General features: G+C 63.8%; 25 protein-coding genes and 2 pseudogenes. 11 read left to right on the top strand and 16 right to left on the bottom strand.

The window, feature by feature from the left end; translation table 11 throughout:
* The 4 genes and pseudogenes from ACFSNN_RS04720 to ACFSNN_RS04705 form a co-directional block, all read left to right on the top strand.
* Positions 1 to 174: pseudogene (locus ACFSNN_RS04720) on the top strand (ABC transporter ATP-binding protein); the annotation flags it as partial.
* 38 nt (positions 175 to 212) lie between these two features.
* Entirely contained in the window at positions 213 to 1,211 is a 999-nt protein-coding gene (locus ACFSNN_RS04715) for a HEAT repeat domain-containing protein (RefSeq protein WP_134466460.1), read from the top strand.
* A complete protein-coding gene (locus ACFSNN_RS04710; protein WP_134466267.1) occupies positions 1,208 to 1,486 on the top strand; it encodes a DUF971 domain-containing protein in 279 nt (92 codons plus the stop codon). The genes ACFSNN_RS04715 and ACFSNN_RS04710 overlap by 4 nt, the downstream gene beginning before the upstream one ends.
* A gap of 174 nt (positions 1,487 to 1,660) precedes the next feature.
* Positions 1,661 to 3,010, top strand: coding sequence for an LLM class flavin-dependent oxidoreductase (locus ACFSNN_RS04705; RefSeq protein WP_134466266.1), 1,350 nt, complete (start codon positions 1,661 to 1,663; stop codon positions 3,008 to 3,010).
* A 47-nt stretch (positions 3,011 to 3,057) separates the two neighbouring features.
* Here the strand turns inward: ACFSNN_RS04705 and ACFSNN_RS04700 are convergent.
* The 6 genes and pseudogenes from ACFSNN_RS04700 to ACFSNN_RS04675 form a co-directional block, all read right to left on the bottom strand.
* Positions 3,058 to 3,896: pseudogene (locus ACFSNN_RS04700) on the bottom strand (CmcJ/NvfI family oxidoreductase).
* Between the two features lie 303 nt (positions 3,897 to 4,199).
* The gene (locus ACFSNN_RS04695) at positions 4,200 to 6,284 is read right to left on the bottom strand and encodes a family 2A encapsulin nanocompartment cargo protein cysteine desulfurase (RefSeq protein WP_377689728.1); all 2,085 of its coding nucleotides are present in this window, start codon (positions 6,282 to 6,284) and stop codon (positions 4,200 to 4,202) included.
* Positions 6,259 to 7,191, bottom strand: a complete 933-nt coding sequence (locus ACFSNN_RS04690) for a family 2A encapsulin nanocompartment shell protein (RefSeq protein ID WP_134466264.1) — start codon at positions 7,189 to 7,191, stop codon at positions 6,259 to 6,261. The genes ACFSNN_RS04695 and ACFSNN_RS04690 overlap by 26 nt, the downstream gene beginning before the upstream one ends.
* 111 nt (positions 7,192 to 7,302) lie before the next feature.
* The gene (locus ACFSNN_RS04685) at positions 7,303 to 7,578 is read right to left on the bottom strand and encodes a helix-turn-helix domain-containing protein (RefSeq protein ID WP_134466263.1); all 276 of its coding nucleotides are present in this window, start codon (positions 7,576 to 7,578) and stop codon (positions 7,303 to 7,305) included.
* Positions 7,575 to 8,552: a serine O-acetyltransferase EpsC gene (gene epsC / locus ACFSNN_RS04680; RefSeq protein ID WP_134466262.1), complete on the bottom strand. Its 978-nt coding sequence runs from the start codon at positions 8,550 to 8,552 to the stop codon at positions 7,575 to 7,577. Before epsC ends, ACFSNN_RS04685 begins: the two co-directional genes overlap by 4 nt.
* A 43-nt stretch (positions 8,553 to 8,595) precedes the next feature.
* Positions 8,596 to 9,063: a rhodanese-like domain-containing protein gene (locus ACFSNN_RS04675; protein ID WP_134466261.1), complete on the bottom strand. Its 468-nt coding sequence runs from the start codon at positions 9,061 to 9,063 to the stop codon at positions 8,596 to 8,598.
* Positions 9,064 to 9,149: 86 nt separating this feature from the next.
* Between ACFSNN_RS04675 and ACFSNN_RS04670 the strand changes: the two genes are divergently transcribed.
* A complete protein-coding gene (locus tag ACFSNN_RS04670; RefSeq protein ID WP_166799456.1) occupies positions 9,150 to 9,317 on the top strand; it encodes a hypothetical protein in 168 nt (55 codons plus the stop codon).
* A 466-nt stretch (positions 9,318 to 9,783) separates the two neighbouring features.
* Positions 9,784 to 10,380, top strand: coding sequence for a nitroreductase family protein (locus tag ACFSNN_RS04665; protein WP_134466259.1), 597 nt, complete (start codon positions 9,784 to 9,786; stop codon positions 10,378 to 10,380).
* Between the two features lie 48 nt (positions 10,381 to 10,428).
* Here the strand turns inward: ACFSNN_RS04665 and ACFSNN_RS04660 are convergent, their stop codons facing one another.
* The 7 genes from ACFSNN_RS04660 to ACFSNN_RS04630 all read right to left on the bottom strand — a co-directional run bounded on the left by ACFSNN_RS04660 (position 10,429) and on the right by ACFSNN_RS04630 (position 16,711).
* Entirely contained in the window at positions 10,429 to 10,755 is a 327-nt protein-coding gene (locus ACFSNN_RS04660; RefSeq protein ID WP_134466258.1) for a 4Fe-4S dicluster domain-containing protein, read from the bottom strand.
* The gene (locus tag ACFSNN_RS04655) at positions 10,752 to 12,401 is read right to left on the bottom strand and encodes an FAD-dependent oxidoreductase (RefSeq protein WP_134466257.1); all 1,650 of its coding nucleotides are present in this window, start codon (positions 12,399 to 12,401) and stop codon (positions 10,752 to 10,754) included. Before ACFSNN_RS04655 ends, ACFSNN_RS04660 begins: the two co-directional genes overlap by 4 nt.
* A gap of 50 nt (positions 12,402 to 12,451) precedes the next feature.
* Complete coding sequence (locus ACFSNN_RS04650; RefSeq protein ID WP_134466256.1) at positions 12,452 to 13,264, bottom strand: ABC transporter permease; 813 nt, start codon at positions 13,262 to 13,264, stop codon at positions 12,452 to 12,454.
* A 20-nt stretch (positions 13,265 to 13,284) separates the two neighbouring features.
* The gene (locus ACFSNN_RS04645; protein WP_134466255.1) at positions 13,285 to 14,085 is read right to left on the bottom strand and encodes an ABC transporter ATP-binding protein; all 801 of its coding nucleotides are present in this window, start codon (positions 14,083 to 14,085) and stop codon (positions 13,285 to 13,287) included.
* A 34-nt stretch (positions 14,086 to 14,119) separates the two neighbouring features.
* A complete protein-coding gene (locus ACFSNN_RS04640) occupies positions 14,120 to 15,157 on the bottom strand; it encodes an ABC transporter substrate-binding protein (RefSeq protein WP_134466254.1) in 1,038 nt (345 codons plus the stop codon).
* Positions 15,158 to 15,199: 42 nt separating this feature from the next.
* Complete coding sequence (locus ACFSNN_RS04635; RefSeq protein WP_134466253.1) at positions 15,200 to 16,132, bottom strand: TauD/TfdA dioxygenase family protein; 933 nt, start codon at positions 16,130 to 16,132, stop codon at positions 15,200 to 15,202.
* Positions 16,133 to 16,393: 261 nt separating this feature from the next.
* Positions 16,394 to 16,711, bottom strand: a complete 318-nt coding sequence (locus tag ACFSNN_RS04630) for a hypothetical protein (protein WP_244323250.1) — start codon at positions 16,709 to 16,711, stop codon at positions 16,394 to 16,396.
* 190 nt (positions 16,712 to 16,901) lie between these two features.
* Between ACFSNN_RS04630 and ACFSNN_RS04625 the strand changes: the two genes are divergently transcribed.
* From ACFSNN_RS04625 to ACFSNN_RS04605, 5 genes are read left to right on the top strand one after another with little or no spacing between them, the layout of a single operon-like run.
* On the top strand, positions 16,902 to 18,107 hold the full coding sequence (locus ACFSNN_RS04625; protein ID WP_134466459.1) for an LLM class flavin-dependent oxidoreductase: 1,206 nt from the start codon (positions 16,902 to 16,904) through the stop codon (positions 18,105 to 18,107).
* 54 nt (positions 18,108 to 18,161) lie between these two features.
* Complete coding sequence (locus ACFSNN_RS04620) at positions 18,162 to 19,223, top strand: ABC transporter substrate-binding protein (protein WP_134466252.1); 1,062 nt, start codon at positions 18,162 to 18,164, stop codon at positions 19,221 to 19,223.
* Positions 19,224 to 19,261: 38 nt separating this feature from the next.
* Complete coding sequence (locus ACFSNN_RS04615) at positions 19,262 to 20,893, top strand: ABC transporter substrate-binding protein (RefSeq protein WP_134466251.1); 1,632 nt, start codon at positions 19,262 to 19,264, stop codon at positions 20,891 to 20,893.
* A 38-nt stretch (positions 20,894 to 20,931) separates the two neighbouring features.
* The gene (locus ACFSNN_RS04610) at positions 20,932 to 21,981 is read left to right on the top strand and encodes an aldo/keto reductase (protein ID WP_134466250.1); all 1,050 of its coding nucleotides are present in this window, start codon (positions 20,932 to 20,934) and stop codon (positions 21,979 to 21,981) included.
* A gap of 2 nt (positions 21,982 to 21,983) precedes the next feature.
* Positions 21,984 to 22,841, top strand: coding sequence for a MetQ/NlpA family ABC transporter substrate-binding protein (locus ACFSNN_RS04605; protein ID WP_134466249.1), 858 nt, complete (start codon positions 21,984 to 21,986; stop codon positions 22,839 to 22,841).
* Between the two features lie 78 nt (positions 22,842 to 22,919).
* Here ACFSNN_RS04605 and ACFSNN_RS04600 read toward each other — a convergent pair whose 3' ends face one another.
* From ACFSNN_RS04600 to ACFSNN_RS04590, 3 genes are read right to left on the bottom strand one after another with little or no spacing between them, the layout of a single operon-like run.
* Positions 22,920 to 24,635, bottom strand: coding sequence for an ABC transporter ATP-binding protein (locus ACFSNN_RS04600; RefSeq protein WP_134466248.1), 1,716 nt, complete (start codon positions 24,633 to 24,635; stop codon positions 22,920 to 22,922).
* Between the two features lie 58 nt (positions 24,636 to 24,693).
* Positions 24,694 to 25,665, bottom strand: coding sequence for an ABC transporter permease (locus tag ACFSNN_RS04595; protein WP_134466247.1), 972 nt, complete (start codon positions 25,663 to 25,665; stop codon positions 24,694 to 24,696).
* A 40-nt stretch (positions 25,666 to 25,705) separates the two neighbouring features.
* Positions 25,706 to 26,686 carry an ABC transporter permease gene (locus tag ACFSNN_RS04590; RefSeq protein ID WP_134466246.1) on the bottom strand — a complete coding sequence of 327 codons (981 nt, stop codon included), beginning with the start codon at positions 26,684 to 26,686 and terminating at the stop codon, positions 25,706 to 25,708.
* Positions 26,687 to 26,688: the final 2 nt, after the last annotated feature.

Raw genomic sequence — 26,688 nt, 5'->3', positions numbered from 1 at the left:
GCGCTGTTTCTCGCCGACCGCATTCTCGTGCTATCGCAGCGGCCCGCGCGCATCGTTGCCGACCTGCGCGTGACGTTGCCGCGTCCACGCGACGACGAGACCACGACCGAAGCGCAATTCGTCGACATCAAGCGCAGATGTCTCGCGTTGCTGCGCGACGCCGCGGCGACATGACGGGCTTTATCCGTTCCACTCCAGACATCACCGAATTCATGACCGATATCTCGCTTCCGCTGACCTTCGACCCCGACTCTCTCGATCCGGAAGCCGCCGCGCTGCTGCCGCGTTTGACATCCACGGACGCCGCCGTGCGCCGCATCGCCCTGCTGGCGCTCGCGGACCTCGAGGATGAGACCGTGCTCGAACCGATCGTCGCCGCGTTGCGTCTGGACACGTCTGCGGAAGTACGCGCGCAGGCCGCCCAGGTGCTCGGCGCGTGGGAACGCGCCGACGCGGTAGCTGCGCTCTGCGAAGCGCTGGCGGACCCTGTCGAGGAAGTGCGCGAAGCGGCCGCCGAGAGTCTGTCCAGTCTGAAGGATCCGCAATCGGGGCCGCTGCTTGCAGCGTGGACCACGCATCAGGATCCGTTCGTGCGCCAGGCCGTGCTGCGCGGCTTACGCGAATTGCGCTATGCAGGCGCACTGGAACCGGCGCTGCACGCGCTGACGGCAAGCGAAGATCTCGTGCGGCTCGAAGCGGTGAGCGTGCTCGGCTGGCTGAAAAGCGAGCGCGCGCTTGGGCCTCTCACCAGCATCGCCGCGCACGATCCGAACGCCACCGTGCGGCGCGCGGCCATCGGCGCGTTGGGTATCGGCGCCGCGTCGACCGAAGACACCGTTGCCGCGTTGCTCGGCACCTTGCGCGATGCCGCGTGGCAGGTCCGTGAAGAAGCGGCGGCTACGCTCGGCAAATTGCGCGCGGCAGCCGCGCGCGATGCGTTGCTCGACGCACTCGACGACGACTACTGGCAAGTCCGTCTGCAAGCGGTCCGCGCGCTGGGTAAACTGCGCGACGCGAGCGCGAGCACGGCGGTCGCTTCGCTGTTGACGCATGCGATCAGCAATCTGCGCAAGGAAGCGGCCTTGTCGCTTGGCGAACTGGGCGACGCGGCGTCGCTGCCGGCCTTGCGGGCAGCTGCAACGGATCCCGATCCGGAAGTCCGCAAAGCGGCGCGCATCGCGTTGACGCAAATCGAAAGCACACAGCGATGAATGCCCCTCGACAGGTCACGGTCCACGCCACGAGCGGGCGATTGTCCCTGACGTGGGATGACGGCCGCACGCAATCGATCGACAACGCAACGTTGCGGGAACGTTGCCCTTGCTCGACCTGCCGACGTCTGGCGCACTCGGGAGAGGTGCGAATCGATTCGCCACAGGTCGCGATCGTCGACATGCAGCCGATGGGCTACGGCATGCAGATCGTCTTCAGCGATGGGCACGCGCAGGGGATTTACCCATGGGAATACCTGAAGCGAATCGATTGAGAACAGGGATCGGAGCCGATGCTCATCTTCAGTGCGGGCAAACCTTAGTCTCTGCCGACATATCGATGCCCGAATTCGTTAGTGGCCGCGCATGAGCGGCTATTCGACAATTGGCGCGTCGGCCAGATGCATGCGCTCCTTCGTTGCTGGCCCCTCCCGCATTCGAAAAGACCCATGAGAACCGCCCCGCCCCGTCAGCTTCATCTGAACGTCAATATTCTCCACTCGGGTTTTGTCCCGTCCGCGTGGCGCACCGAAGATGCCGACCCTCGCGCCTTCGTCGATATCGCCCACTACGTTCGCGTCGCGCAAATCGCCGAAGCAGCGAAATTCGACGCCGTGTTTCTCGCGGACAATGCATCGATCGCGGATCAGATCGACTTCCGCCCCATCACGGCGCTGGAGCCGACCGTCCTGCTCGCCGGCATTGCTTCCGCGACCACGCATATCGGTGTGATCGGCACGGCATCGACGAGTTACAACGAGCCGTATAACATCGCGCGGCGCTTCGCCACGCTCGATCATCTCAGCGCGGGCCGCGCCGGCTGGAACATCGTGACGACCGCCGATCTCGGCTCGGCGCGCAACTTCGGCCGCGACGCGGTGCCCAATCACGCTGAACGCTATGAGCGCGCCGCCGAATTCACCGAGGTCGTAAAGGCGCTCTGGGACAGTTGGGAAGACGACGCCTTTATCGGCGACAAGGCGAGCGGCCGTTTCATCGACCCGGCGAAGGTGCATCGCATCGAGCATCGCGGCAAGTACTTCAGCGTCGACGGTCCGTTCAATCTGCCGCGTAGCGCCCAGGGGCATCCGGTATTGATTCAGGCGGGCGGCTCGGCTGATGGACGCGAGCTGGCTTCGCGCCACGCGGAAGCCGTGTTTTCCGCCTCGCAGTCGTTCGACGAAGCGGCGACGTACGCTCGCGAACTGAAGTCGCGCGCCGCGGCATTGGGGCGCGGCGACGACGCGATCCGCGTGCTGCCGGGTCTCACCACCATCATCGGCGCAACGGAGAGTGAAGCGCTGCGCCGTCGCGACGAGCTGGTCGATCTGATTCCGTGGACTTACAGCCTCACGCGGCTGGCCGGCACTCTGGGCGTGAACGTCGAGCGGTTAAAGCTCGACGAGCGGTTGCCGGGCGATCTCTCGCTGCCCGGCGGCGGCAACGGCAATCACACGTTCTTCCATGCGACGCTCGCTCAGGCACGTACGAACGGGTACACGGCTCGTCAGCTGATCCGCGCGCTTGCGGGCGGCGGCGGGCATCGCGTCGTGGTCGGCACGCCGGAGCAGATCGCCGACGATATCGAACACTGGTTCAAGGGCGGCGCCGCCGACGGCTTCAACCTGATGCCGGATGTCCTGCCGGGCGGCTTGCAGGACTTCGCCGACGGCGTGGTGCCGCTTTTGCAACAACGCGGCATTTTCCGCACCGGGTACGAAGGGCGCACGCTGCGCGAACATTTCGGGTTGCCACGGCCTGTGAGCCGCCACTTCGAAGCGCGGGAAGCGGCCGTGTAAGCGCGGCCGCCGCCTCGTTCATGAACGCACGCTGAGGCCGTTCTTCTTTAATAGAACAGCAGCGTGCGCAATTCAATACTGCGGCGCGGCGGGGCATCGGCGGGTGAAGTGGGATCGTCGAATGCCGTGTGCGCCGTCAGCCGCGCGATGCCGTCACCCGCTGAGTCGTAGATCTTCAGCAGCAAGAACTCTTCGCGCGTCAGGTTGGGAAAGTAGTACCAACGGTGCCGCGGATTGAACACCAGCGCATATGTCTCGCCCACCTTGTCGGGATACACGAGATCAGAGGGCACCAGATCGTTGAGCGCGATACTTCGCGAATCGCACATCGCAAGCGGCGACGACCGCACCGTTTCGCCGATCGGACGCCACAGGTTGACGATCGCCACACGGCTTTGCAACAAGCGCTCGGCTTCGTCCGCCGGCAGATGATCGCGCACCCGCCGCGGCCCCGACACGAACGTCTGGTCGTTGTGGATGTACTTGACCGGCTCCCGCACACCAGCGGCACGCCCAGCGTTGCCGTCACGCAGCGTGTGATCGAACACGACGACCCGTCGCGCGCCCGTCGCGTCCTTCAGCAGTTGTTCGGCTTCCCGATAGTAGATTGATTCAATCTGCGCCGGATCGGAGATATCGCTCAACGCGCTCGCGCGCCGATGCAATTCGAAGCCGTTGCGATCGAGCGATACGCACCCGGCGGCGGCGCGACCCGAGCGTTCGATATCGTCACCCGATGCGGCCGGTACACGCCGCTGCGCTTGGGCACACCGGGCGGCGGCTCGTATTGATACGACACCGGCTTTTCGCCGGTGAACTCGAGATAATTCAATTCCGCCTCGACCGTCGTGGCGGCGGCCGGCCTGTCGATGACGATCTCGCTCATGGTCACCTCCTCATCACGTTCAAACGATTCGTTGAATGGCTTCAGATCGAAGGACCGTGGCCACGCGCGGCGTTGCGCAAGCGTGCGCGGCGAATGCGTTCATCGACCTTCACATTCAAGCAGCGTAGGCGAGCGTTGCCGAGGATGGAAATAACGGATCGTGGAAAGTTAAGCTGCCGGGCGCAAAATTCGCGCCGGCCGCAGCGAGCGTTTGGGGAATCGGATTTAACCCAAGGTCGGGGCGCCCGATGCGCCGCACGAACAGGGTGAGGAAGCGGCGGCCATTGCGGCCGCCGCTTATCGTCAGCGTCGTGAAGACAGCCGTCGCACCACCGACACCAGCGTGTCCACTTCATCACACGTGTTGTAGAACGCGAGCGACGGACGCACGGTGGCTTCGACGCCGAAGCGCCGCAAGATCGGCTGCGCACAGTGATGACCCGAGCGCACGGCGATGCCCTCTTCGTTCAGCGCCTGCCCTACTTCCTCGGTTTCGTAGCCTTTCAGCACGAACGACAACACGCTGGCCTTGTCACGCGCCGTGCCGATCAGGCGCACACCGGGCACCGGTTGCAGCACGCTCGTCGCATACGCCAGCAGATCGTGCTCATAACGCGCGATATTCTCGATGCCGACGCGCTGAACGTAATCGATAGCCGCACCCAGGCCGACCGCATCGGCGATATTGCCCGTGCCCGCTTCGAAACGATTCGGCGGCGGCTGGAATACGGTGCGCTCGAACGTCACGTCCGCGATCATGTTGCCGCCGCCCTGCCACGGCGGCATATCCTCCAGAATCGCGCGCTTGCCGTAGACCACGCCGATGCCGGTCGGGCCAAACACCTTGTGACCTGAGAACACGAAGAAGTCCGCGTCGATGGCCTGGACGTCCACCCGCATGTGCGACACCGATTGCGCACCGTCGACCAATGCCTTCGCCCCCGCGCGATGCGCCAGCTCGACGATTTCCCTGACCGGCACGACCGTGCCGAGCGCGTTCGACACCTGCGTCACCGAGACGATTTTGGTCCGGTCATTGAGCAGGCGGCGGTATTCGTCGAGCAGAACCTGGCCGCTGTCGTCGACCGGAATCACGCGCAGCTTCGCACCGGTTTGCGCGGCGAGCTGCTGCCACGGCACGATGTTGGCGTGATGCTCCAGGTGCGAGACGATGATCTCGTCGCCTTCGCCGACATGCTGCACGCCCCACGTCTTGGCGATCAGATTGATCGCCTCGGTGGTGCCGCGCACGAAGATGATTTCCTCCGGCGACGCCGCGCCGATGAAACGCTGCACCTTGCTGCGCGCAGCCTCATAGGCGTCGGTGGCGCGGCCGGCCAGCGCATGCGCGGCCCGGTGGATGTTGGAGTTCTCATGCGCGTAGAAGTACGCGAGCCGGTCGATCACCGCCTGCGGTTTGTGCGTAGTCGCGGCATTGTCGAACCACACCAGCTGACGGCCGTTGACGCGCTTCTGCAGAATCGGAAAGTCGCGCCGGATCGCATTCACATCGAATGGCGGATGCGCTGACGGTCCCGCGTGCGGCACGCCATCCGCCGCACCGGGCGTCGGTCCTGGAAAACGCGAGGACGGCGCATTCAGATCCAGAAAGTAATGCGGGCTGCCCGTGTGCTGCGCCGGCGTCGAAGGCGGCGCCGCGTACGAGATCGGCTGATGCTCGTACGGGAAGCGTTGTTCGGCAAGCGGCTGGTTCACTGCGGGCAGACCGAACGATTGCGCGCTCACCTCGTTCCAGACCGGCACGACAATATCCGGCGACGCCGCTGCCGAGGTGCGAGGCTGGCCCGATTCGCCGAGAAAATAGTATGGCGATGCGGATGCCGGCGCCGCAACTGACGAGGGCGCCGCACCACCGGCAGACGGACGCTGCGCACCATGCGCCTCGGGCACACCGAGCGCGGCTCCGCCGAAGCGCGGATCCAGTGCGGGCGCGACCGTCACCACGTTATCCGGCAAGCCGTTCGCAGCCGTTGCATGCGGCCCCAACGCGGGCGCGCGATTGCCCAGTGAGAGCACATGCGTCGGCGCCGCGGGCAGCAGGTTGCCACCCGGCAGGTGCCCTTGCGGCAACGCCGCGCCGGGTACTCCCGTGCCCGTGCCGCCAGGACCTGCGAGCGGCGAGCCGGCCGGAGCCGGATTGCCGATCTCGCTGGTCACGGGCGCCGTGAACGGCAGCGTGCCGGCGACACCGGGCGTCACGCCCGCATGCGAAGCATTGCCCGGCAACGCCGAAAAGAACGCATTGGCGAGCGACGCCAACGTCGCCGGATCGGGCAATCCCGCAGGCAAACCTCCAGGCGGACCGGTCGGCACATCGTGCGGCAGGACGCTGTCCATGGGCTTACTTGTAGGTGTCTGGGTAGTCATGGTACTTGCCGATCTCCACGTCATCGAGAACTGCCAGCGCGTCCGGCGAATGCACCGCGAGCGAGCAATAGAGCGAGATCAGATACGACGCGATCGCATGATTGTTGATGCCCATGAAACGCACCGACAGCCCCGGACCCTGCTCGCCGGCCACGCCCGGCTGGAACAGGCCGACCACGCCTTGGCGCTTGTCGCCCACACGCAGCAACAGGATCTTGGTCTTGCCGTCGGCGACCGGCACCTTGTCCGACGGAATCAGCGGAATGCCGCGCCACGTAATGAACTGCGAGCCGAACAGGCTGACGGTCGGCGGCGGCACGCCACGGCGCGTGCATTCACGGCCGAAGGCGGCGATCGCGAGCGGATGGGTCAGAAAGAACGCCGGCTCTTTCCAGACTTTGGTCAGCAATTCGTCGAGGTCGTCCGGCGTCGGCGCGCCGGTCAGCGGAAACACGCGCTGCTCTTCGGCCACATTCGCGAGCAGACCGTAGTCCGGGTTGTTGATCAACTGGCTTTCCTGCAACTCCTTGATCGTCTCGATCGTGAGGCGCAGTTGTTCCTTGATCTGATCGTGCGGGCTGCTGTACAGATCCGAAATCCGCGTATGCACGTCGAGCACCGTGCTGACCGCATTCAGGAAGTATTCGCGCGGCTGCTCTTCGTAAGGCACGAAGGTGCGCGGCAGGATGCTTTCATCTTCGCGCGCGGTGCAGGCTGCCTTCACCGCTTCAGGATTCTTCACCTGGTTCAGACGATAGATGCCTGCCTCGACCGGCAGCCATTGCAGCAGATGCGTGAGCCAACGCGGCGTGATCGTGGCGAGTTGCGGAACGGTTTTGGTGGCATTGGCTAGTTGCCGTGCTGCGGTATCGCCGAGCGCCGTCAGGCCGCCCACTGTTGCTGTCATCTAAAGCTCCAGGGTTTGATAGAAGAAAAACGGGAAAGCTTATGAGCAAAAGAGATTATCGGGAGGCGTCCCCGGCCCTTCAACATGCTATAGACGGCAGCAGAAGGTCTGCTAACTCGCGGGGATGGGATCAGCACGCGCGGGACGCACGAGTCCGGCGACATCCGCGGCATCGGAAGGTGGATTGAGCAGGCGTTCGATCGGCACCTGAAACGCGCGGGCCAGCTTGTCGACCGTGACGATCGACGCAATGGCAGAGCCGCGTTCGATCTCGCCGACATAAGATCGGTTGAGTCCGGCGTGCTCGGCCAGTTGCTCCTGAGACCACCCTCGCGCCTCGCGAAGACGCCGCACGGCAGCGCCGAACTCCCTGACGAGTCCGCTCATCGCACGGCTCCCGTCGCGACGGGCTCGGCGCCCGCATGAACGCGCGGTGTGCGATCGAGGCTCGCGGCAGCACCCGTGCCTTCGTTGCGCGACACGGCCTGCGTCACATGAGAACCCGGCGCGACATCCTGGGTCAGCCATACGTTGCCGCCGATCACCGAACCCTGTCCGAGCGTGACGCGGCCGAGAATCGTCGCGCCTGCGTAGATCACGACATCGTCCTCGACAATCGGATGACGCGCGTGGCCTTTCTCCAGATGACCTTGCGCGTCGCGTGGAAAGCGCTTCGCGCCCAACGTGACGGCCTGATAGAGACGCACCCGTTGGCCGATCACGGCCGTTTCGCCGATCACCACACCCGTTCCGTGATCGATGAAGAAGCCGGCGCCGATCTTCGCACCGGGATGGATGTCGATACCGGTTTGCGCATGCGCGAGCTCGCCGACGATCCGCGCCAGCAGCGGCAGACCCAGTCCATAAAGCTCGTGCGCAAGCCGGTGATGAATCATCGCCAGCACGCCCGGGTAGCACAGCAGCACTTCGTCCACGCTGCCCGCCGCGGGATCGCCGTGAAACGCCGCCAACACGTCGCTGTCGAGCAGGCTGCGAATCGCCGGCAAGTGCGCCGCAAAAGCGCGCACCGCGATCTCCGCCCGCGCCTCGATCGTGGCCGCGGGCGGCGGTTGATGCCGGCTGCGATAGTGCAGTTCCAGCCGCGCCTGACTCAGCAGCGTGTGCAGCGCGGCATCGAGTGCATGCCCGACATAGAAGTTTTCGCTTTCCTGACGCAGATCGGGTGGCCCGAGCCGCATCGGAAAGAGCACGCCTTTAAGCGTATCGACGATCTCCGCGAGCGCCTCGCGCCCAGGCAATTCGCGCCCGCCCGGTTCGAGCGAGCGCTTCTGCACTTCGCGCCATTGCTGACGAACCGTCTGCAGCGCCTCGACAATCTCATCGACATCAAACACAGCCACAGCGGTTACTCCCCTTAAAGTGCAGCGTGGACGAGCAGGTTCTTCAGTCCTGAATCCACGGCAGCCCGTGAAAACGCCAACCATTGCTGGCGCCGCGCCGTTGCGCGTCGCCCAGCTCCCCTTCAAAACCTTCCAGAACATTGAAGACCTGCGTAAAGCCGGCCTTCGCTGCGGCTTCGGCGGCCAGCGCCGAGCGGTTGCCGCTGCGGCACAGCAGCAGCACGACCGCGTCTTTGCCAGTTTTGGCTTCCAGTTCGCGGACGAAGCGCGGATTGCGCGTCAGACTGGTGCCGGTCGCCCACGCGACATGCACGCTGTCCGGCACCAGTCCGACGAATTTGCGTTCTTCGGCAGTGCGCACATCCACCAGCACGGCATCGCCGGCCTGGACGAGCGCCCACGCATCTTTCGGCGGCACGCCGCCCGCGTAAGGCAAACCGGTTTCGGCCGCGCGGGAGCGGGCGGCTTCGAGCAGCGCGTGGGTGGGTCGTTCTGCGAGTTCAAGCGTCATGACGTCTCCTTCGATATCGCGCGAATTCTTACGCGCTGGTTCAAGGCACCGGCGAAAGCAACCGCCTATAGCCATCAGGAGACACTATGAAAGAGACACGACCGAAGCCGAACCAATTAATTGTGATTTCTAAAGAAGCATCGGTTTGGTCGCTGCGGCTCGAAACTGCCCTGCTCCACGCCACCGGCCTCGAACCTCATTCCGGCGGGATGTCGAGCGGCACGACAAACATGCCTGCGGTGTATTCCATATGAAAATAGCCGCAGCGCGCGTAGGCCGCGATGCGTTCGAGCCGCTCAGGCGATTGCGCACCGTGGCCGGGCCCGGGCCTGTCGGCGCCGGCTTGGTCAGAGCTAACGCTCGCAGGCTTTGACCATTGCTTCTGTAGCGCGCGCAGCGGGTGCCGAAGTCCAACCGGGAACAAGGTCGTGGAAGGCGTGGCCATACGGCCTCCGTCGATTCATGGCTATACGAACGAATCTAGTGGCCCGCAAAAAGAAGCGCAAACAAGCTTTTATGGATTGGTTTTCGGAAAACGCATCAAACGCTAATCACGCCGGGTAGCCGGCATTGCAAAGTCGAATCCAGCCGGAATAACGTTGCGAAAATAAATCGGTTCAGTCGCGCAGTGCGCTCCGATAAAGTGATCCGGCATCGCGAGAGGCGACCTTGCGCCTCAGGCTCACGCGGCGAATTTATTCTTCCCAGGAGCATCCACATATGACGACATCGAACGCACGTACCGCCGATCATTCGATCGACCGGCAATTCCTCGACCGCTGGTCGCCGCGCGCCTTCCGTGCTGACGCCATCCCCGAAGCAACCCTGCTGACGCTTCTCGAAGCGGCTCGGTGGGCGCCTTCTTCCTATAATTCCCAACCCTGGCGATTCGTCTATGCAAGACGCGATACGCCCCACTGGGAACAATTCCTCGGATTCCTGAACGAATTCAATCGAAGCTGGGCGAGACACGCCGCGGCCATTGTCATCGTGCTGTCGAAGAGCACGTTCACGCCGCCCGGCGGCGCAGCGGAAGTCCCCGCGCCGACTCATTCATTCGACACCGGCGCCGCCTGGGGCTACCTGGCGCTGCAAGCCAGCCTCTCCGGATGGCATGCGCACGGCCTGGCCGGCATAGAACGCGAGACGATCCGCCAGGCACTCGCCGTCCCGGACGTTTATTCGATCGAGGCCGCTATCGCGATCGGCCGCGCGGGCGACAAGGCATCGCTGCCGGAAGCCCTGCAGGCGCGCGAAGTACAGAGTCAGCGCACGCCGCTATCCGTCATTGCGTCGGAAGGGCGACTCGCGCTCTAACGGAAGATTTCGCGCCGGCGCGCGGCGATGCGCGCCTGATACGCTCTCTCAATGCGCCCGGACCAGCAACTCGTAGCTCGCGTCCTGGTTCGCTGTCGACTGCCGTGCGCGGCCCCAACCGACTGCGCGCCGGTAGTGCCCGAACAGCGTGTTGCCGAGCTTGCCGCCTTCGCCGGCCGGCATCGGCTCGATCTGCGGCGCCACGAATAGTGCGTCTTCGGGACAATACAGCTCGCACATGAAGCAGGTCTGGCAATCGTCCTGACGGGCGATGCGCGGCGCGGCGTCCTGCACGGCATCGAACACATTGGTGGGACACGCGCGCACGCAGATGTTGCAACCCGTGCAGCGCGCGCTGTCGACGATTTCGATCATGCCGCGACTCCTTCGGTTTGGACAATGGGACGCGGCACGGCGACCCTGTCGATCCAGACTTCGTCGAGTCCACCGCTCAAAAGACGCTGCCTCTGCGACGGATCGGGCGCGGCATGCTCGCGACGCCGATGCATCCCGCGCGTCTCGGTGCGTTGCTGCGCGCTGCGATACATCCAGCGCGAGGTGGCCAGCATCGCCGCCGCCTCGCGAGCACGCACCGCATCGAGCGCGTTTCGCGGCGGCGCGGCGCCGCGCACACGATGCCACAGCGCATCGAGACGCGACAGCGAGTCATCGAGCAGATCGCCCTGGCGAGTCCAGTTGCGCTGCGTCGGAAACACCTCGTGTTGCACGCTGCGAATCACCTCGTTGCTGTCATAGGGCGCGGCGCCGCCGCCGTCGCGCAATCCTGCGCCGCCTGCACGCAACACCCTGCTCTCGTGCCCGGCACGTCCTCGTGAACGGTTGTAGTCCGCCGCGCCCGCGCCGGCCCAGAAACCGGACGACATCGCCCACGCCGCGTTATGGCTGCCGCCGCCGGTGAAGCCACCACAGATCAACTCGCGCGTGGCTGCATCACCGGCCGCATACAGCCCCTCGACCGAGGTCGCGCACGTCTCGTCGATCAGATTGAGGCCGCCGGTTCCACGCACCGTCCCTTCCAGGCGCAGTGCGACCGGGAAGTGCTGCGTAAATGGGTCGATGCCAAGCCGGTCGAACGGCAGGAAGAAGTTCGGCTGCGCCGTGCGCATCCATGCGCGAATCTGTTCGTCGGCGCGATCGAGGCAGGCAAACACGGGCTCGCTCTGCAGCGTTTGGGCGATTACACCACGCCCGTGCGACGAACCCGCGCCGGGGATCACGGAGCCGTCGCGGTAGTAGAACGTCGCCCAGTTATAGAACAGCGATTTTGTCACCGATGAAAACGCCGGCCCAAGGCCATAGGCGTTCGAAAACTCCATGCCCGACAGCGCGGCTCCGACTTCGGCGGCCATCAACTGGCCGTCGCCGGTGAGCACGTTGCAGCCCAGCGCGTTGCTGAGAAACGCACAGCCGCCCGTCGCGATCACGACGGCGCCCGCGCGCACGATCCACGCCTCGCCGGCCTGACGATCGACACCCGCCGCACCGGCTACCGCGCCCCCTTCGTCGACCAGCAGTTCCAGCGCCGGGCTATGATCGAGTATGCGCACGTTGGCTTCCTTGACGCGCTTGCGCATCAGGCGCATGTATTCAGGCCCTTGCAACGACGTGCGTCGTTGTTCGCCGGATTCATCGACCGGGAATGGATAGCCCCACTCGGCCAGTTGCTGCGCGTTGCTCCAGGTCTGCTCGAGCACGCGATCCATCCACGACTGCTCGGCGAGTTCTCCGCCCAGCTTGAAACGGCTCGCTTTCGCGTGACCGCGCGCGTCCCCGTCGGGCGGCACGTACCAGACGCCCGTGCCGGCCGGCGCGGTCGCGCCCGAGGTGCCGCAAAACCCTTTGTCCGTCAGCACCACCCGCGCGCCGCGCGCGGCCGCGCTGATCGCCGCCCATGTGCCGGCCGGACCACCGCCGATCACGAGCACTTCGGCGTCGTGCCGCACCGCGCTGTCTGCAGCCGTCACCGGTGGCCGGCCATGATTTCCCGCGTTGTCCGTCATGAAAGAGTTTCTCTCAAGTGATGTGCCGCGTGCCTGGCGAAGCTGAACGCTCAGCGCTCGCCTTGCCAGGCCGTCAGCCGCCGTTCCGCCAGCAGCACGGCGTGATTGAATACGAGGCCGAGCAACGCGAGCGTGACAATGCCGGCGTACATCTTCGGAATCTCGAATGTGAATTGCGAGTAGTTGACGAGGTAGCCGAGTCCCGCTTTCGCGCCCACCATCTCGGCCGCGATCAGCACGAGAATGGAATAGGCACCCGCGACGCGAATGCCCGTGAAAACGGTCGGCACCGACGCGGGCAGCACGACCTTGCGGAACAATTGCAACGGGGTCAGCCCCATCGAAAGCGCGGAGCGGATCAGCAACGGATCGACGTTGCGCACACCGCTCACGGTATTGAGCACGACAGGCCAGATGCACGAGTACACCACCATCGAAACTTTCGAGGTCTCGCCCATGCCCAACACCAGCACGAAGACGGGAAGCAGCGCGAGCGGCGCCGTATTGCGAAACAACTCGAGCAGCGGATTGAGAAGTTCCGCCAGCGTCCGGTACCAGCCGATCACGAGACCCAGCGGCACGCCGATCACCACCGCGATCGCAAAGCCGCCGACGGCCCGCGTCGCGCTCGCAAACAGGTGTTCAGCAAGCTCGCCTGAACGCACCATATCGAACAGCGCGCCGAGCACGGTCGAAAACGGCGGCAGGAACGTCGCATCGACCCACCCCGCGCGCGGCAGAATCTCCCACAGCGCGCAGAAGGCGACAATGGCAACGCTGCCACGCAGGATGCGTGGCAATCCCGACACGGCGCCAGACGCAAGCGCGTTCGCCGACGAAAATCGCGTAGACAAGGTACTCATCCCTCAAACTCCTTCCCGTATCAAGCCGCATGTGCAACCGCGAGGCGCGGCGTCGCCCGGCGCTGATGGGTCAATTGCCAGATCTCGTGTCTGAGCCGCACGAACTCCGGCGTCGAGCGCAGGTCTTCGGAGAGGTCGCCGCGCTCCAGATGTACATCGAGAGCATGGGTGATGCGACCGGGCGCGGCCGCCATGACGAGAACCCGTTGGCCGAGATAAATCGCTTCATCGATTGAATGCGTGATAAACACGACGGTCGTACCGGTGCGTTGCCAGATGCGCAGCAGTTCGTCCTGCAAGGTCTCGCGCGTCTGCGCGTCGAGCGCGGCAAACGGCTCGTCCATCAGCAGCACGGCAGGCTCGAAAGACAGCGCGCGAGCAATCGCCACACGCTGCTTCATGCCGCCGGACAACTCATGCGGATAGCGATCGCCGAAGCCGCCGAGGCCGACCAGCTCGAGGAACGAACGCGCACGCGCGGTGCGCCCAGCCTTGGCCACGCCCTTCGCTTCCAGACCGAACTCGATATTGCCGAGCGCTGTCTTCCACGGAAAAAGCACGTATTGCTGAAACACGATGCCCCGATCGAGCCCCGGCCCTTCGATCGCTTTACCGTCGATCAGTATCTGCCCGCGATCCGGCTTCGCAAGCCCGGCGATCAGATCGAGCAAGGTGGTCTTGCCGCAGCCGCTTGGACCGACCAGCGTGACGAACTCGCCGGCCTTCACGTTGAAGGACACCTCCTCCAGCACGCTGAAGTGTCCGCGTCGTTTGAGATGAAACCCTTTCGTGACGTTGCGCACACCGATAGCAGCACCCATGTTCGCGGGCCTCGTGATTCGACGCGGTGGCCGCCTAATGGGCCGCCACCGACTGGTTGAAGGGATTGAACTGGTTCGAGTAGATGTATTCGGGTTTCACCTGATCGGGCTTCAACACACCGTTTTTCACGTACCAGTCGATGTACGTCGTGAAGTCGTTGACGTCGATCAGGCCGCCCTTGCCGCCCACGCCGGCCGATTTCCAGTAGTTGACGATCGACGTGTCTTCATTGCGATGCCGCGTCTCCACGATCTTCTTCAGCCGTGCGACCACTTCCGCACGCGGCGTGTTCTTGGCCCATTCGATCGCGCGAGCCGTGCCGTCGACGAATTTGCGCACCGTGTTCGGGTTCTGCGCGATGAAGCGGTCCGTGAACAGATAGCTCGCGTAGCCGAACGAGCCGAACAGCTGATAGTCGGTGGTGAGCAGCGTCGCACCGCCGTCCGCGAGCAGCTTGTCCTTGATGATGTCTTCGAGGAACACCGCATCCAGCTGCTTCTGCCTGAGCAACTGCGCGAGATTGACCGGCGGCGCCGCGACGAACACCACCTTCTGGATCTCTTCTTTAGACAGACCGGCCTTCTCGAGATACGCGGTCACCAGATACTGCTCGTAAGCGCCCGGCGTGTTCACGCCGACCTTACGGCCGATCAGATCACGCGCGCCATGGATCGGACTGTCTTGCAACACGAACAGTCCGCCATTGGTCTCCTTGTCGGTGCCGACGTAGGAAATCACTGCCTTGACGGGCGCATGCGCCGCTACCAGTTTGACGATCGAGCCGTTGAACGCACCGCCAAAATCGACGTCGCCCGTCACCGCCGCCTGAATATCCTGCGGTCCGCTAATCGTATTGCCCACCCATTTGAGTTTGATCGGCGCCAGATACCCGAGGTCTTCGGCGAGTTCCGGATACAACACCTTGCTGGCCCACCCCTGATAGCGCAGTTCGAGCTTCTCAGGGGTTTGCGCTAGCGCGAGGTTGCCGAAAGACAGCACACCCGCGACGAGCGTCGACAGATAAAACAGGCTGGCAACACGATGCCGCAAGTGACGCGCGATTTGCTTCATGCTTCGATCTCCGTGGTCCGACATGGAAGGCGCGCGCGCCGCTCAGAACACGCCGTCGTGTTCCAGCGTGATGCGGTGAATACGACGGCGCGCCGAGCCGTAGTCACGCGCCGCGTAATGCTGGACCTGACGGTTGTCCCAGATCGCGACATCGCCGGCACGCCATTCGAAACGGGCCTGCGCTTCCGGCGTCTTGATCAGGTCGTAGAGGTAGTTCAGAAGACTCTGGCTTGCCGTCTTCGACACACCGAGCAGATGGCTGGTATGCCCTTCGTTGACGAACACCAGCTTGCGGCCGTTTTCAGGGTGTGTCTTGATGACCGGCACTTCGATCGGCGGATACTTTTGCGAGGCATCGCGCACCCGTGCCAGGCCGGCCTCCACGCTCTGCTCGCTCGTGCCTTTGGGAATGTCATAGCCGCTCAGCAGATCGGACAGTGCGTTCTTCTTGGGCGACGCAAAAAACGTATTCACTGCTTTCAGCTTCTCGAAGTAGCGGGCCAGATCGGGATCCAGCAAGTCGTAGACCGCCGCCGACGAGGTCCAGATCGTGTCGCCGCCGCCCCCCTCAGGAATCTCCTGCGCGTGGAGGACGGTGGCCTTGGGCGGTTGCGGCTGCCATGAAACGTCGACGTGCCAATTGTCGGTGCCGCCCGATTGGGTTTTATCGCTGTGCGCAATGACCTCGATCTCCGGAAAGCCCGCGACGGCCGGCAGATAGATATTTTTGCGGATTGGTTTGCCGAAGATTTGCGCCAGCGCGACATGCTGCTCCGGCGTAAGCGTCTGCTCGCGAAAAAAGATCACGCCGTGATCGACCAGTGCCTGCCTCACTGTTTGCTGGTTCTCGTCACTGAGCGGCTTCGACAGATCGACGTTCTCGATCACCGCGCCGATCAGCGGCTTGTATCGTCGTACGCGAAGTTCCTGGTGAGCGGCGGATTGCTGATGCTGACGGTCGAGCACTGTACTCATGGTGTCCTCCTTGGGGTCGATGGCGTGATCCATGAAAGCAGGATCGATACGGCATCGGCAACCAACGATTCAGCGCATGCATATGCGTTGTCGAGCGATTCGATTAGTGGCCATCGCGGCAAAAAGAGTCAACCAGAGAAGCGCTATGGTTCGAATAAACGCTTATTTGGAAGCTCATTGCTGCTTGCATATAGTCAAAGATTGGGGGAATCGCGGCGCGACACTCGCATGACGTAGTGCATGACGTCGCGTTTGCGTTTATCACAGATGCATCCATGCGGTTGCGGGCGTCACCGACGCCCACATCGATCTCAGCGGCCCACTCTCACCCGCCGCATGAGGCGTCCTAAGCATCACGTCGCCATACGCTCGACGCATACGCGGATTCGTCAAAGTCAGCAGAAATTCCGCGGCGAGGCGCTTTGCGTGTGAACCGATATCCGCGATAAACAGATCGCGGCTGATGCGCCAGACCACCGCGGGAATATCACGCTTCATGCTCGGCACGTCGCCAACCGGCACGCCCGCCATCGATACAAAAACCTTGTAAATATCGAAGCAAAATCGTCGTTTCGACATACAGACAACCCGCTATGGCAGCACGACCGATCAACCGTTGGCACCTCAATTGGAAAGCAGAATTAGTTGTTTGGCGTTGCCAATCCTCGCGTGATTTACTGCGGATCCGAGGCTGCTCCATCGAGCCCATGCGCTTTTACGCCCGCTCTCACGCCGATCCGCACGGACCATCACTGTGACTCACTCAACCCTGGCTGCGCCCTCGCCCACATCGACGACTTCCGCCGAAGCTTCGCGTCACGCCTCACCCTTTGTTCCCGTTCGCTCACCCGCCACATACGCTGATAGCCCCCTGTCGCGCGCCTTCGAACAGCCCCTGCTGCTCGGACTGTTCCTGCCGATTCAGGCCGGCGGCTGGAGTGCGTCGACCCTGCCGCGTACCACCGACTGGTCGTTCGACTACAACCTCGCACTGGTGCAGAAGGCCGAGGCTTTCGGATTCGATCTGGTCTTCGCGCTATCGCAATGGCTGCCGAAAGGCGGCTACGGCGGCGTCTTCAACGGCGAGGCGCTGGATTCGTTCATGTCGCTCGCCGCCATGACCGCGCGCACCGAACGCATCGTTCTGGTGGCGACCAGTCACGTGCTTTATGGCCCGTGGCATCCGTTGCACTTCGCCAAATTCACCGCCACGCTCGATCACATCTCGAAGGGCCGCTGGGGCATCAATGTCGTCACGGGGCATCGTGCGATCGAGCACGAGATGTTCGGCTGGCAACGTATCGAGCATGACCGGCGCTACGAACTCGCGGCCGAGTTTCTCGACGCCGTGCAGCAATTGTGGGCGCAACCGGAGAATTTCAGCTTCGCCCCCGAGCTTTCGACGTGGAAGCTCGATAAAGCCTTCGTGACGCCGAAACCGCGCTACGGGCGTCCGCTGCTCGTGAATGCGACCGGCTCGGATGCCGGCATCGAGTTCGCCGCGAAGTACTCGGACGTGGTTTTTATTACGAGTCCGGCCGGCTCGGAAATCGAAGCGGCATTGGGCGCATTGCCCGCGCACACGGCGCGCGTGAAAGCGGCCGCCGCGAAACACGGTCGCAAGATTCGCACCCTGATCAATCCGATGGTGATCTGCCGCGAGACGGAGGCGGAAGCACTCGCGTATCGCGACGCGATCGTGGCGCACGGCGACGAAGGCAGTTTTCATCGTTTCGACAGCGACGCTCATGCATGGCGCGGCAATGCCGAACAACGCAATCAGGCCGCCGCGCGCGCGGTGGGCGGCAACATCTCGATCGTCGGCTCGCCGCAGCAGATCGCCGATTACATCGTGCGGCTGCACGAAGCCGGCGTCGATGGCGTGCAATTGAGCTTCTTCGATTTTCAACCGGACCTCGATTTCTTCGGCGAACGCGTGCTGTCGCTATTGCGCGAAGCGGGCTTGCGGTACTGATCGACAGCGGGCCCATCCCCGAATGAACCGGCGAAAACAACACAAGGTGATTCTATGAGCCGACTTTGGTATACGCGTTGCCCCGCTCCCACGCCCTTTGGCATCGCCGCGCAGAAAGGCTGGCTGGATGAAGAATTCACGGCCGACGGAATCGACGTCAAAGCGCTTCAGGATGCCGACGACGTGCGAATCCGCAGCTCGCATTTCACCCATACGCAGCCGTGGTCGTTCCGCCAGGGCGGCAATATTCCCGCGCTGTGGGCACGCGCGCAAGGCAGCGATACGCGCCTGATCGGCCTGAGCTGGGTGGACGAATCCCAGGCGCTGATCACACTCGACCGGCAACTCGACGCGAACCCGGACGCACTCGCCGGACGCCGCTTCGGATTCCCGCTCAATACGCGTGCGAGTGTGGTCGACTTTCATCGCGCGACGGCATTGCGCGGCTTCTCTTCATTGCTGGGCGCGCTCGGCGTGCAGCTCGAAGACATCGATCTGGTCGATCTGCCCCACACGCCGCGCAGCCTCGAAGACGCCAAACCGGCCGGCGACGCGCCGCTCGCCGACTGGCTCGACGCGCAACGTCCGCATGAGTTTGCCCGCGAGGCCGAAGCGCTGCTGCGCGGTGAAGCCGACGTGGTGTTTGTCAAAGGGGCGACGGGCCTCGATATCGCGAACCTGCTCAATGCAAAGATCCTCGTCGACATCGGCGCACAACCCAATCGCACGCTGCATGCGAATAACGGCACGCCGCGCCCGCTGACCGTGGACGCGCAACTGTTGCGCGAGCGTCCTGATCTCGTAGAACGCGTGCTCGCGCGCACGCTTGACACCGGCGAATGGGCCGAACACCACCCCGCGGATGTCGCGCACTACGTGGCCCGCGAAACGCGCAGCGCCGAGTATTGGGTCGAGCGTGCTTATCCGGGCGGCCTGAGCCGGCAATTGACGATCGGGCTCGATCCCGTAGCGCTCGCCGCCCTCGCCGACTTCAAACATTTTCTGTTCAAGTGGGGCTTCATTGCGTCGGATTTCGATTTCGACGCATGGGTCGATCCCGCGCCTCTTCGTGCGGTGCTCGCCCGGCGACATGCGCCGGTGCCTTCCACCGTCTGACCGGTCGCGCTTCCTTCTCTTTTTTCGCCCATTCCACGATGACTCACGTCACATCGCAGGCGGCGCTACGCCGTCGCGGCAAACGCCAGCCCGGCGGCGCATTCGGCTTCGCGGTCACAGCCGCCTTCACATTCATCATCGCAAGCGCGCCTCAACCGTTGCTGGCACAAACGCGCGGCGGCACGCTCAATTTCATCGTCACGCCGGAACCGACCGCCCTGGTCGACCTCGCGACCACCGCGACCAATGTCCTGAAGGTCAGTCCGAAAGTGGTCGAAGGGCTGCTCGAATACGACTTCAAGTTCCAACCCAAGGCGTCGCTCGCCACCTCGTGGGAAGTGAGCGACGACAGCCGCAAGTATGTTTTCCATCTACGTCACGGCGTGAAATGGCACGACGGCCAGCCCTTTACGTCCGCCGACGTCACCTACTCGATCCAGACGCTCAGACAGGTCCATCCGCGCGCGAGGACCACCTTCGCCAATGTCACCGATATCGCGACGCCGGACCCGTATACCGTCGTCATTACGCTGTCGAAGCCGGCGCCGTATCTGATCAAGGCGTTTTCCTCATCCGAAACGCCGATCGTGCCGAAGCATATCTACGAAGGCACCGACGCGCAGACCAACCCCGCCAATAACGCGCCGATCGGCACCGGGCCGTTCCGCTTCGTCAAATGGGTGCGTGGCAGCTACGTCGAATACGTGCGCAACGACGACTACTGGGACAAAGGCAAACCGTACCTCGGTCGCATCGTCGTCAAGGTGATCAACGATCCCGCAGCCCGTACGGTCGCTTTCGAGGACGGCTCCGTGGACCTGAGCGGCGACACGCCCGTGCCCCTGTCCGATCTCGAACGTCTGAAAGGCAACCCGAAGCTCGGACTCGAAACTCGCGGCTACGAATTCCAGGCAGGCGTGGCGCGTATCGAGTTCAATCTCGACAACCCTGTGCTGAAGAATCCGAAAGTGCGTCAGGCGATCGCCTCGGCGCTGGATCGCGAAGTCATTCGCAAGGTGATCTACTACGGCTATGCGACGCCGCTCGCGAGCCCGATCATTCCGTCGAGTCCCTACTACGATCCGGCGCCCACGCCCTATCCGTTCAACGTGGAGTTCGCCAACGCGTTGCTCGACGAAGCGGGCTTTCCACGCAAAGCCGACGGCACGCGTTTCGCGCTGACCGTCGATCCGTTGCCGATCGGCGATCTGCCCGCGCGCACCGCCGCTTACGTCAAGTCAGCATTGGCCCGCGTGGGCATTGCCGTCACCGTGCGCAGCCAGGATCTGCCGGCGTACCTGAAGCGCATCTACACCGACCGCGATTTCGATTTCTCCATTAACGGCATGAGTAATCTGTTCGATCCGGTGGTGGGCGTGGCGCGGCTCTATACGACCGGCAGCTTCCGGCGCGGTGTGCCGTTCACCAACGGCTCGCATTACAGCAATCCGGAGATCGATCGGTTGTTCTCGCAGGTCGCCGAGGAGACCGACGAAGCAAAGCGCAAGCAATTGTTCTCGCAGATCCAGCGCATTCTCGAACACGATCTGCCGGATATCAACCTCGTGTCGCCGCAATACCTGACCGTCTACTCGCGCTCGGTGCACAACCATACGACCTCGCCGGACGGCGTGTCGGCCAGTTTCGCCGACGTCTGGCTGCAACGCTGAACCTCTTTCGATTCATCCTCACACGGAACCCGACTCACATGGAATACAGACGACTCGGCAAGAGCGGCATCAAGGTTTCGACACTGACGCTCGGCACGATGATGTTCGGCGGCCCCACCGACGAAGCGAGCGCCGCGCGCATCATCGATCAGGCTCTGGAACAAGGCGTCAATTCGATCGATTCCGCTGACGTGTATGGCAAAGGCGAATCGGAGCGCGTAGTCGGCCGCGGCATCGCCGCGCAGCGCGAGCGCTGGGTACTCGCGACCAAATTCGCCAATCCGCTGCAGGACGGCGACGTGAACGCGCGAGGCGCATCACGCCAACACATCGCGCGGGCGGTGGATGCCAGCCTCAAACGCCTCAATACCGACTACATCGACCTGCTGTATATCCACCGCGAAGACCACGAAACGCCCGTCGAGGAAACCGTGCGTGCTCTGAACGATCTGATCCGGGCGGGCAAGCTGCGTTACTACGGGCTGTCGAACCATCGCGCGTGGAAGATCGCCGAGTTCAGCCACACCGCGCAGGCGCTCGGGCTGGATGCGCCGGTGGCGAGCCAGCCGCTCTACAACATCGCCAACCGTCAGGCCGAAGCCGAACAGTTGACGGCCACGCACCGCTACGGGCTCGGCGTGATTTCCTATAGCCCGCTCGCGCGCGGCGTGCTGACCGGCAAGTACGAACCGGGCGCGACGCCCGGCGCCGACACCCGCGCGGGCCGCAGCGACCGGCGCTTGGAGCAGACCGAATGGCGTCCCGAATCGCTCGAACTGGCGCGGCGTGTGCGCGAGCATGCGCAAGCACGCGGGCTGTCGGCCGGGCAATTCGCGCTCGCGTGGGTGCTCAACAGCCGCTATATCAGTTCGACGATCGGCGGTCCGCGTACCGAGGCGCAATGGCAAGACTATCTGCCGGCGCTGCGCTATCGCTTGACGGCCGAAGACGAGGCGTTCGTCGATTCGCTCGTCGCGAGCGGGCATCCGTCGACGCCCGGTTTCAACGACCCGGGCCATCCGTTCTTTGGGCGGATTGTGCGACATGGGGCGCAGCAGGATCAGCAAGCGCTGGTTCAACAGGGATAGCCATGAACCTGGACCGCACCGCTGCTCCATCGATCATCAGACGCCGCCTCGCCGGCGCCTTCCTGCTGGCCGCCACGCTCGCCACCTTCACCGCCTATGCCGCCGACAGCGGCGGCACCGCGCAGGAACTGCGTGTCGGTTTCGTGCCCGGCCCCTACGCGGACGAATTCAAGGCGGGTGTCGAACCGCAACTGCGCAAAAAAGGCTACGCAATCAAATACGTCGAGTTCAGCACCGGACTCGAAGCGAACCAGGCCGTCTACCGCGGCGAGATCGTCGCCGACGTGATGCAGCACGAGGTTTATCTGAAGTCGTATAACGATCGCAACGGCACCGACCTGGTCGGCGTGGTGCAGGTTCCGACTCCGCCGATGGGGCTTTATTCGAGCAAGCATCGTTCGCTGGCGGATGTCAAAGCCGGCGCGCGCGTCGCGGTGCCGAACGATCCCGTCAATCTGGAACGCGCGTTGAAGATACTTCAGCGCATCGGCTGGATCAGGATCAAACCGAACCCGAATCCCGTCGACGTCACCGAGCGGGACGTGATCGCCAATCCGGCTGGCATCAGGATCGTGCCGCTCGAATCGGCACAAGCGCCGCGTGCGCTCGACGATGTCGATTACGCGGCGATTCAGGGCAATTTCGCGATCTTCAGCGGACACAAACTGACCGACGCGCTCGCGCTCGAAGAAATGACGCCGCCGTATATCAACCAGGTTGTCGTGAAGGCATCGAATCGCAACGCACGCGCGACTCAGGATATCGTGCAGGCGTATCAGTCGGTGGAGTTCCAGCGTGCGATTCGCGGCAATCGTTTTTATGACGGCTTTCGATTGCCGGCGTACTTCGGCAACGAGTGACAACACCTGAAAGACGGCGCAAGGCGGCATGAGCCGCCCTGCGCCGTCATCTCCGTGCAAAGAAGCGGCCCCGACAGATCAAGCCGCCTGCGCGTCGAAAGTCTTGCCCGGAATCGCTTCGAGCAGCGTGCGCGTATACGCATGTTGCGGCGCCCGCCAGATGTCCCGATGATGTCCGCTCTCGACAATGCGCCCGGCCTGCATCACATGCACCCGATCGGCGATATAACGCACCACTGAAAGATCGTGCGAGATGAACAGATACGCCAGGCCGAGATCGCGTTTCAGATCGACCAGCAGATTGAGAATCTGTGCCTGAATCGACACGTCCAGCGCGGACACCGGTTCATCGCAGATCAGCAGATCCGGTTCGAGTACGAGAGCCCGCGCAATGCCGATGCGTTGCCGCTGGCCGCCCGAGAATTCGTGTGGAAAGCGGCCCAGCGCTGACGCAGGCAAACCGACCCGGTCGAGCATGGTGGCGATCCGCGCGCGACGCTGCTGGGCGTTGCCGATGCCGTTTGCCACAAGCACCGTATCCAGAATCTCCGCCACCGTGCGGCGCGGATTGAGCGACGCATACGGGTCCTGAAACACCATTTGCACGTGACGCCGCAGCGGCCGCAACTCACGCTCGCCTAGATGCACGAGATCGGTGCCACGCAAACGGATCGCACCGCTCGCTGTCGGCACGAGCCGCAGGATCGCCTTGGACAGCGTCGATTTCCCGCAGCCGGATTCGCCCACCAGCCCGATCGTCTCACCGCGGGCAATCCGCAGCGACACGCCATCCACGGCGCGCAGCGTGGTTTTACCGTGACGTTGCGGGTAGTCGATCCGCACGTCCTGCAGTTCAAGCAACGGCGCTTCACCGGCAGCCGCTTCTCGCTGAGCGGAATCGACGTCCGCCACATACTGCCCGGTGCGCACGGAGCGCGGCACCACCGCGAAGCTCGGCTTGCCGTCGTCGCCGATACCGTGGCGGATTTCCGGTAGTTTCCAGCCGCGATAATGCAGATCGTCCGCGAGATTCAACGAGGCGCCGAGCAGTCCGCGTGTGTACGGATGCCGCGGTTGCGTGAAGAGCCGCGCGACGGGCGCCTCCTCGACCTTCTCGCCCGCCAGCATCACCGCGACACGATCAGCGTGCTTCGAGACGATGCCGAGGTCGTGCGTGATCAGCAGCAAGGACATGGACAACTCGCGCCGCAAACCGTCGAGCAACTCGAGAATATGCGCCTGGATCGTGACGTCGAGTGCCGTGGTCGGTTCGTCGGCGATCAGCAGGCGCGGCCGGCAGGCCACCGCCATCGCGATCATCACCCGCTGCCGCTGTCCGCCGGACAGCTCATGCGGATAATCGAACACGCGCCGTTGCGGCTCGGGAATCTGCACCAGTGCCAGCAGTTCGACCGCACGTTTCCACGCGGCAGACTTGGAGAGGCTCTCGTGCTGCCGCAAAGTCTCGACGATCTGCGCGCCGATCGACAGCACGGGATTGAGCGATGTCATCGGCTCCTGAAAGATCATCGAAATCTGTTGCCCGCGAATCTCGCGAATCTCGCGCGCCGACAGATCGAGCAGCTCGCGGCCGTCGAAGCGCAAGCTCCCCGCCACGCGTCCCGGCGTGGGCACGAGGCGCATCAGCGACAGCGCGGTCGCCGATTTGCCGCAGCCCGATTCGCCGACCAGCGCCAACGTCTCGCCTTGCGCGATGTCGAAGCTCAGGTCGCGCACCGCTTCATGCGCGCCGAAACTGACGCGCAGGTCGCGTACTTCAAGCAGGTTTGCCACGGTGCATTCCTTGGGTACGTTGTCGGCCGATGCCATCGGCCAGGTGTTGGGTCTCTGGTCAGACGCGTTCGCGCAGGCGCGGGTTGAGCGCGTCGTTCAGACCGTCGCCGAGCAGATTCAATGCGAGCACCGCAAGCACGATCGCCGCGCCGGGGACGGCAGTCAGATACCAGGCGGTGCGCAGCGAATCGCGGCCGGCGCCGATCATGCCGCCCCAGCTGACCACATTGGGGTCGCCCATGCCGAGAAACGACAGCGACGACTCGATCAGAATCGCGCTCGCCACCATCACCGACGCAGTCACGATCACCGGCGGCAACGCGTTCGGCAATATCTCGCCGAAGATGATGCGCGCGTTGCTGAAGCCCTGGCTGCGTGCGGCGAGCACGAAGTCCGACTGGCGCAGCGTGCGGAATTCGGCGCGCACGATCCGCGCGACGGTCGGCCATGAAGCGATGCCGATGGCGAGTGCGATGATCGTCACGCTCGGCCGGCCGATCGCGACGATCACGATCACCAGCAGAAACGACGGCACGGTTTGAAAGAGTTCGGTCACCCGCACCAGCACGTCGTCGATCACACCGCCGAAGAAGCCGCCCGTCGCGCCGACCAGCGTGCCGATCACGAGGCCGATTCCCGCCGACGCCGCGCCGATCAGCAGCGACACGCGCGTGCCATGCGCGATGCCCGCGGCCACGTCGCGCCCCAGCGAGTCAGTACCGAGCCGGTACAGCGGATCGATACCCGGCCATTCGAACGGCGCCGCCACCATATCGAGCGGATCGCCGGGAAACAAGTGCGCCGCGCTGAGCGCAAGCGCAATGAAGGCGGCCAGCAGGACGAGCCCGGTAAGCGCCGACGGATTGCGCAGCAAGGCGCGCCACACGCCGCGTCCCGCCCTGGTGTGGCGTGCCGTAACCGCCGTGTTGCCGCGGCGCAGACCGAACAGCGTACCGGTCAACTGACGCCGCCACGGCGATACTTCGGCCTCGGGCGTCGTGGGAATCAGATTGGAAGAGTCGGAAGCCATGTCATCCTTCTGAAAAAACAGCGGGCGTCAGCGCGATCCGTCACGCGACGCGGGGGTCGAGCCATGCCTGCAACAGATCGACCAGAACATTGGCGACGATCACGAGCAGCGACGACAGCAGCAGCACGCCGAGCAGCACGCTGAAGTCGCGCGCCATCACCGCGTCGAGCGCGAGGCGGCCGAGGCCGGGCCAACTGAACACCGTCTCGGTCACCGCAGCACCGCCCAGCAAGGTGCCGAAATGAATCCCGACGATGGTCGTGAGCGGCATCAGCGCATTGCGCAACACATGCCGCACCGTCACGCGCCACGGATGCAAGCCCTTGGCCTGCGCGGTGCACACGAAGTCCTGGCGCTGCACTTCCAGCATCGCGGCTCGCGTCAGACGCGCATAGATCGCGACGAAAAACGTCGCCAGCGTCGCGGCCGGCAGCAGGACATGTCTGGCTGCATCGGCGAAATAGGCGAAACCGTGGAGCTGGACGCCGAGCGTAATGTTGCCGCCGCTCGGCAGCCAGCCCAGATGCACGGAGAACAACACGATCGCGAGCAGTCCGATCCAGAAGCCCGGGGTCGAATAGAACAGCAAGGCCAGCACGGACAGCACACGGTCCGGCCACTTGCCGACCCAATGCGCCATCACCGCGCCCAGCACAACGCCCGCAAGAATCGCGAACGACAACGCCACGCCCATCAGCAGCAGCGTATTGGGCAGGCGCGACAGAATCAGCTGCATCACCGGCATGTCGTAGCGCGGCGAATAACCAAGGCTGAAGTGCGACAGATGCGCGAGGTACGACCACAACTGGTGAAGCACCGGCTGGTCGAGTCCGAACTTCGCGCGCAGCACCTGCATCGTTTCCGCGGTCGCGGAGCCGGATTCGCCAGCCAGCACGTCGGCGGCATCGCCCGGCATCAACTTCAGCAGGAAGAAGTTCAGAATCACGATGCCGATCACCGTCGGCAATGCCTGCCACGCGGTCCACCGGAGAATCGCCCCAAAACGCAAACCTCGACTCATCG

This window comes from Paraburkholderia dipogonis, from assembly GCF_042680985.1.
GTDB lineage: Bacteria > Pseudomonadota > Gammaproteobacteria > Burkholderiales > Burkholderiaceae > Paraburkholderia > Paraburkholderia phytofirmans.
Note: the sequence above shows the minus strand (reverse complement) of the source record. Positions and strands in the feature narration are given on the sequence as shown.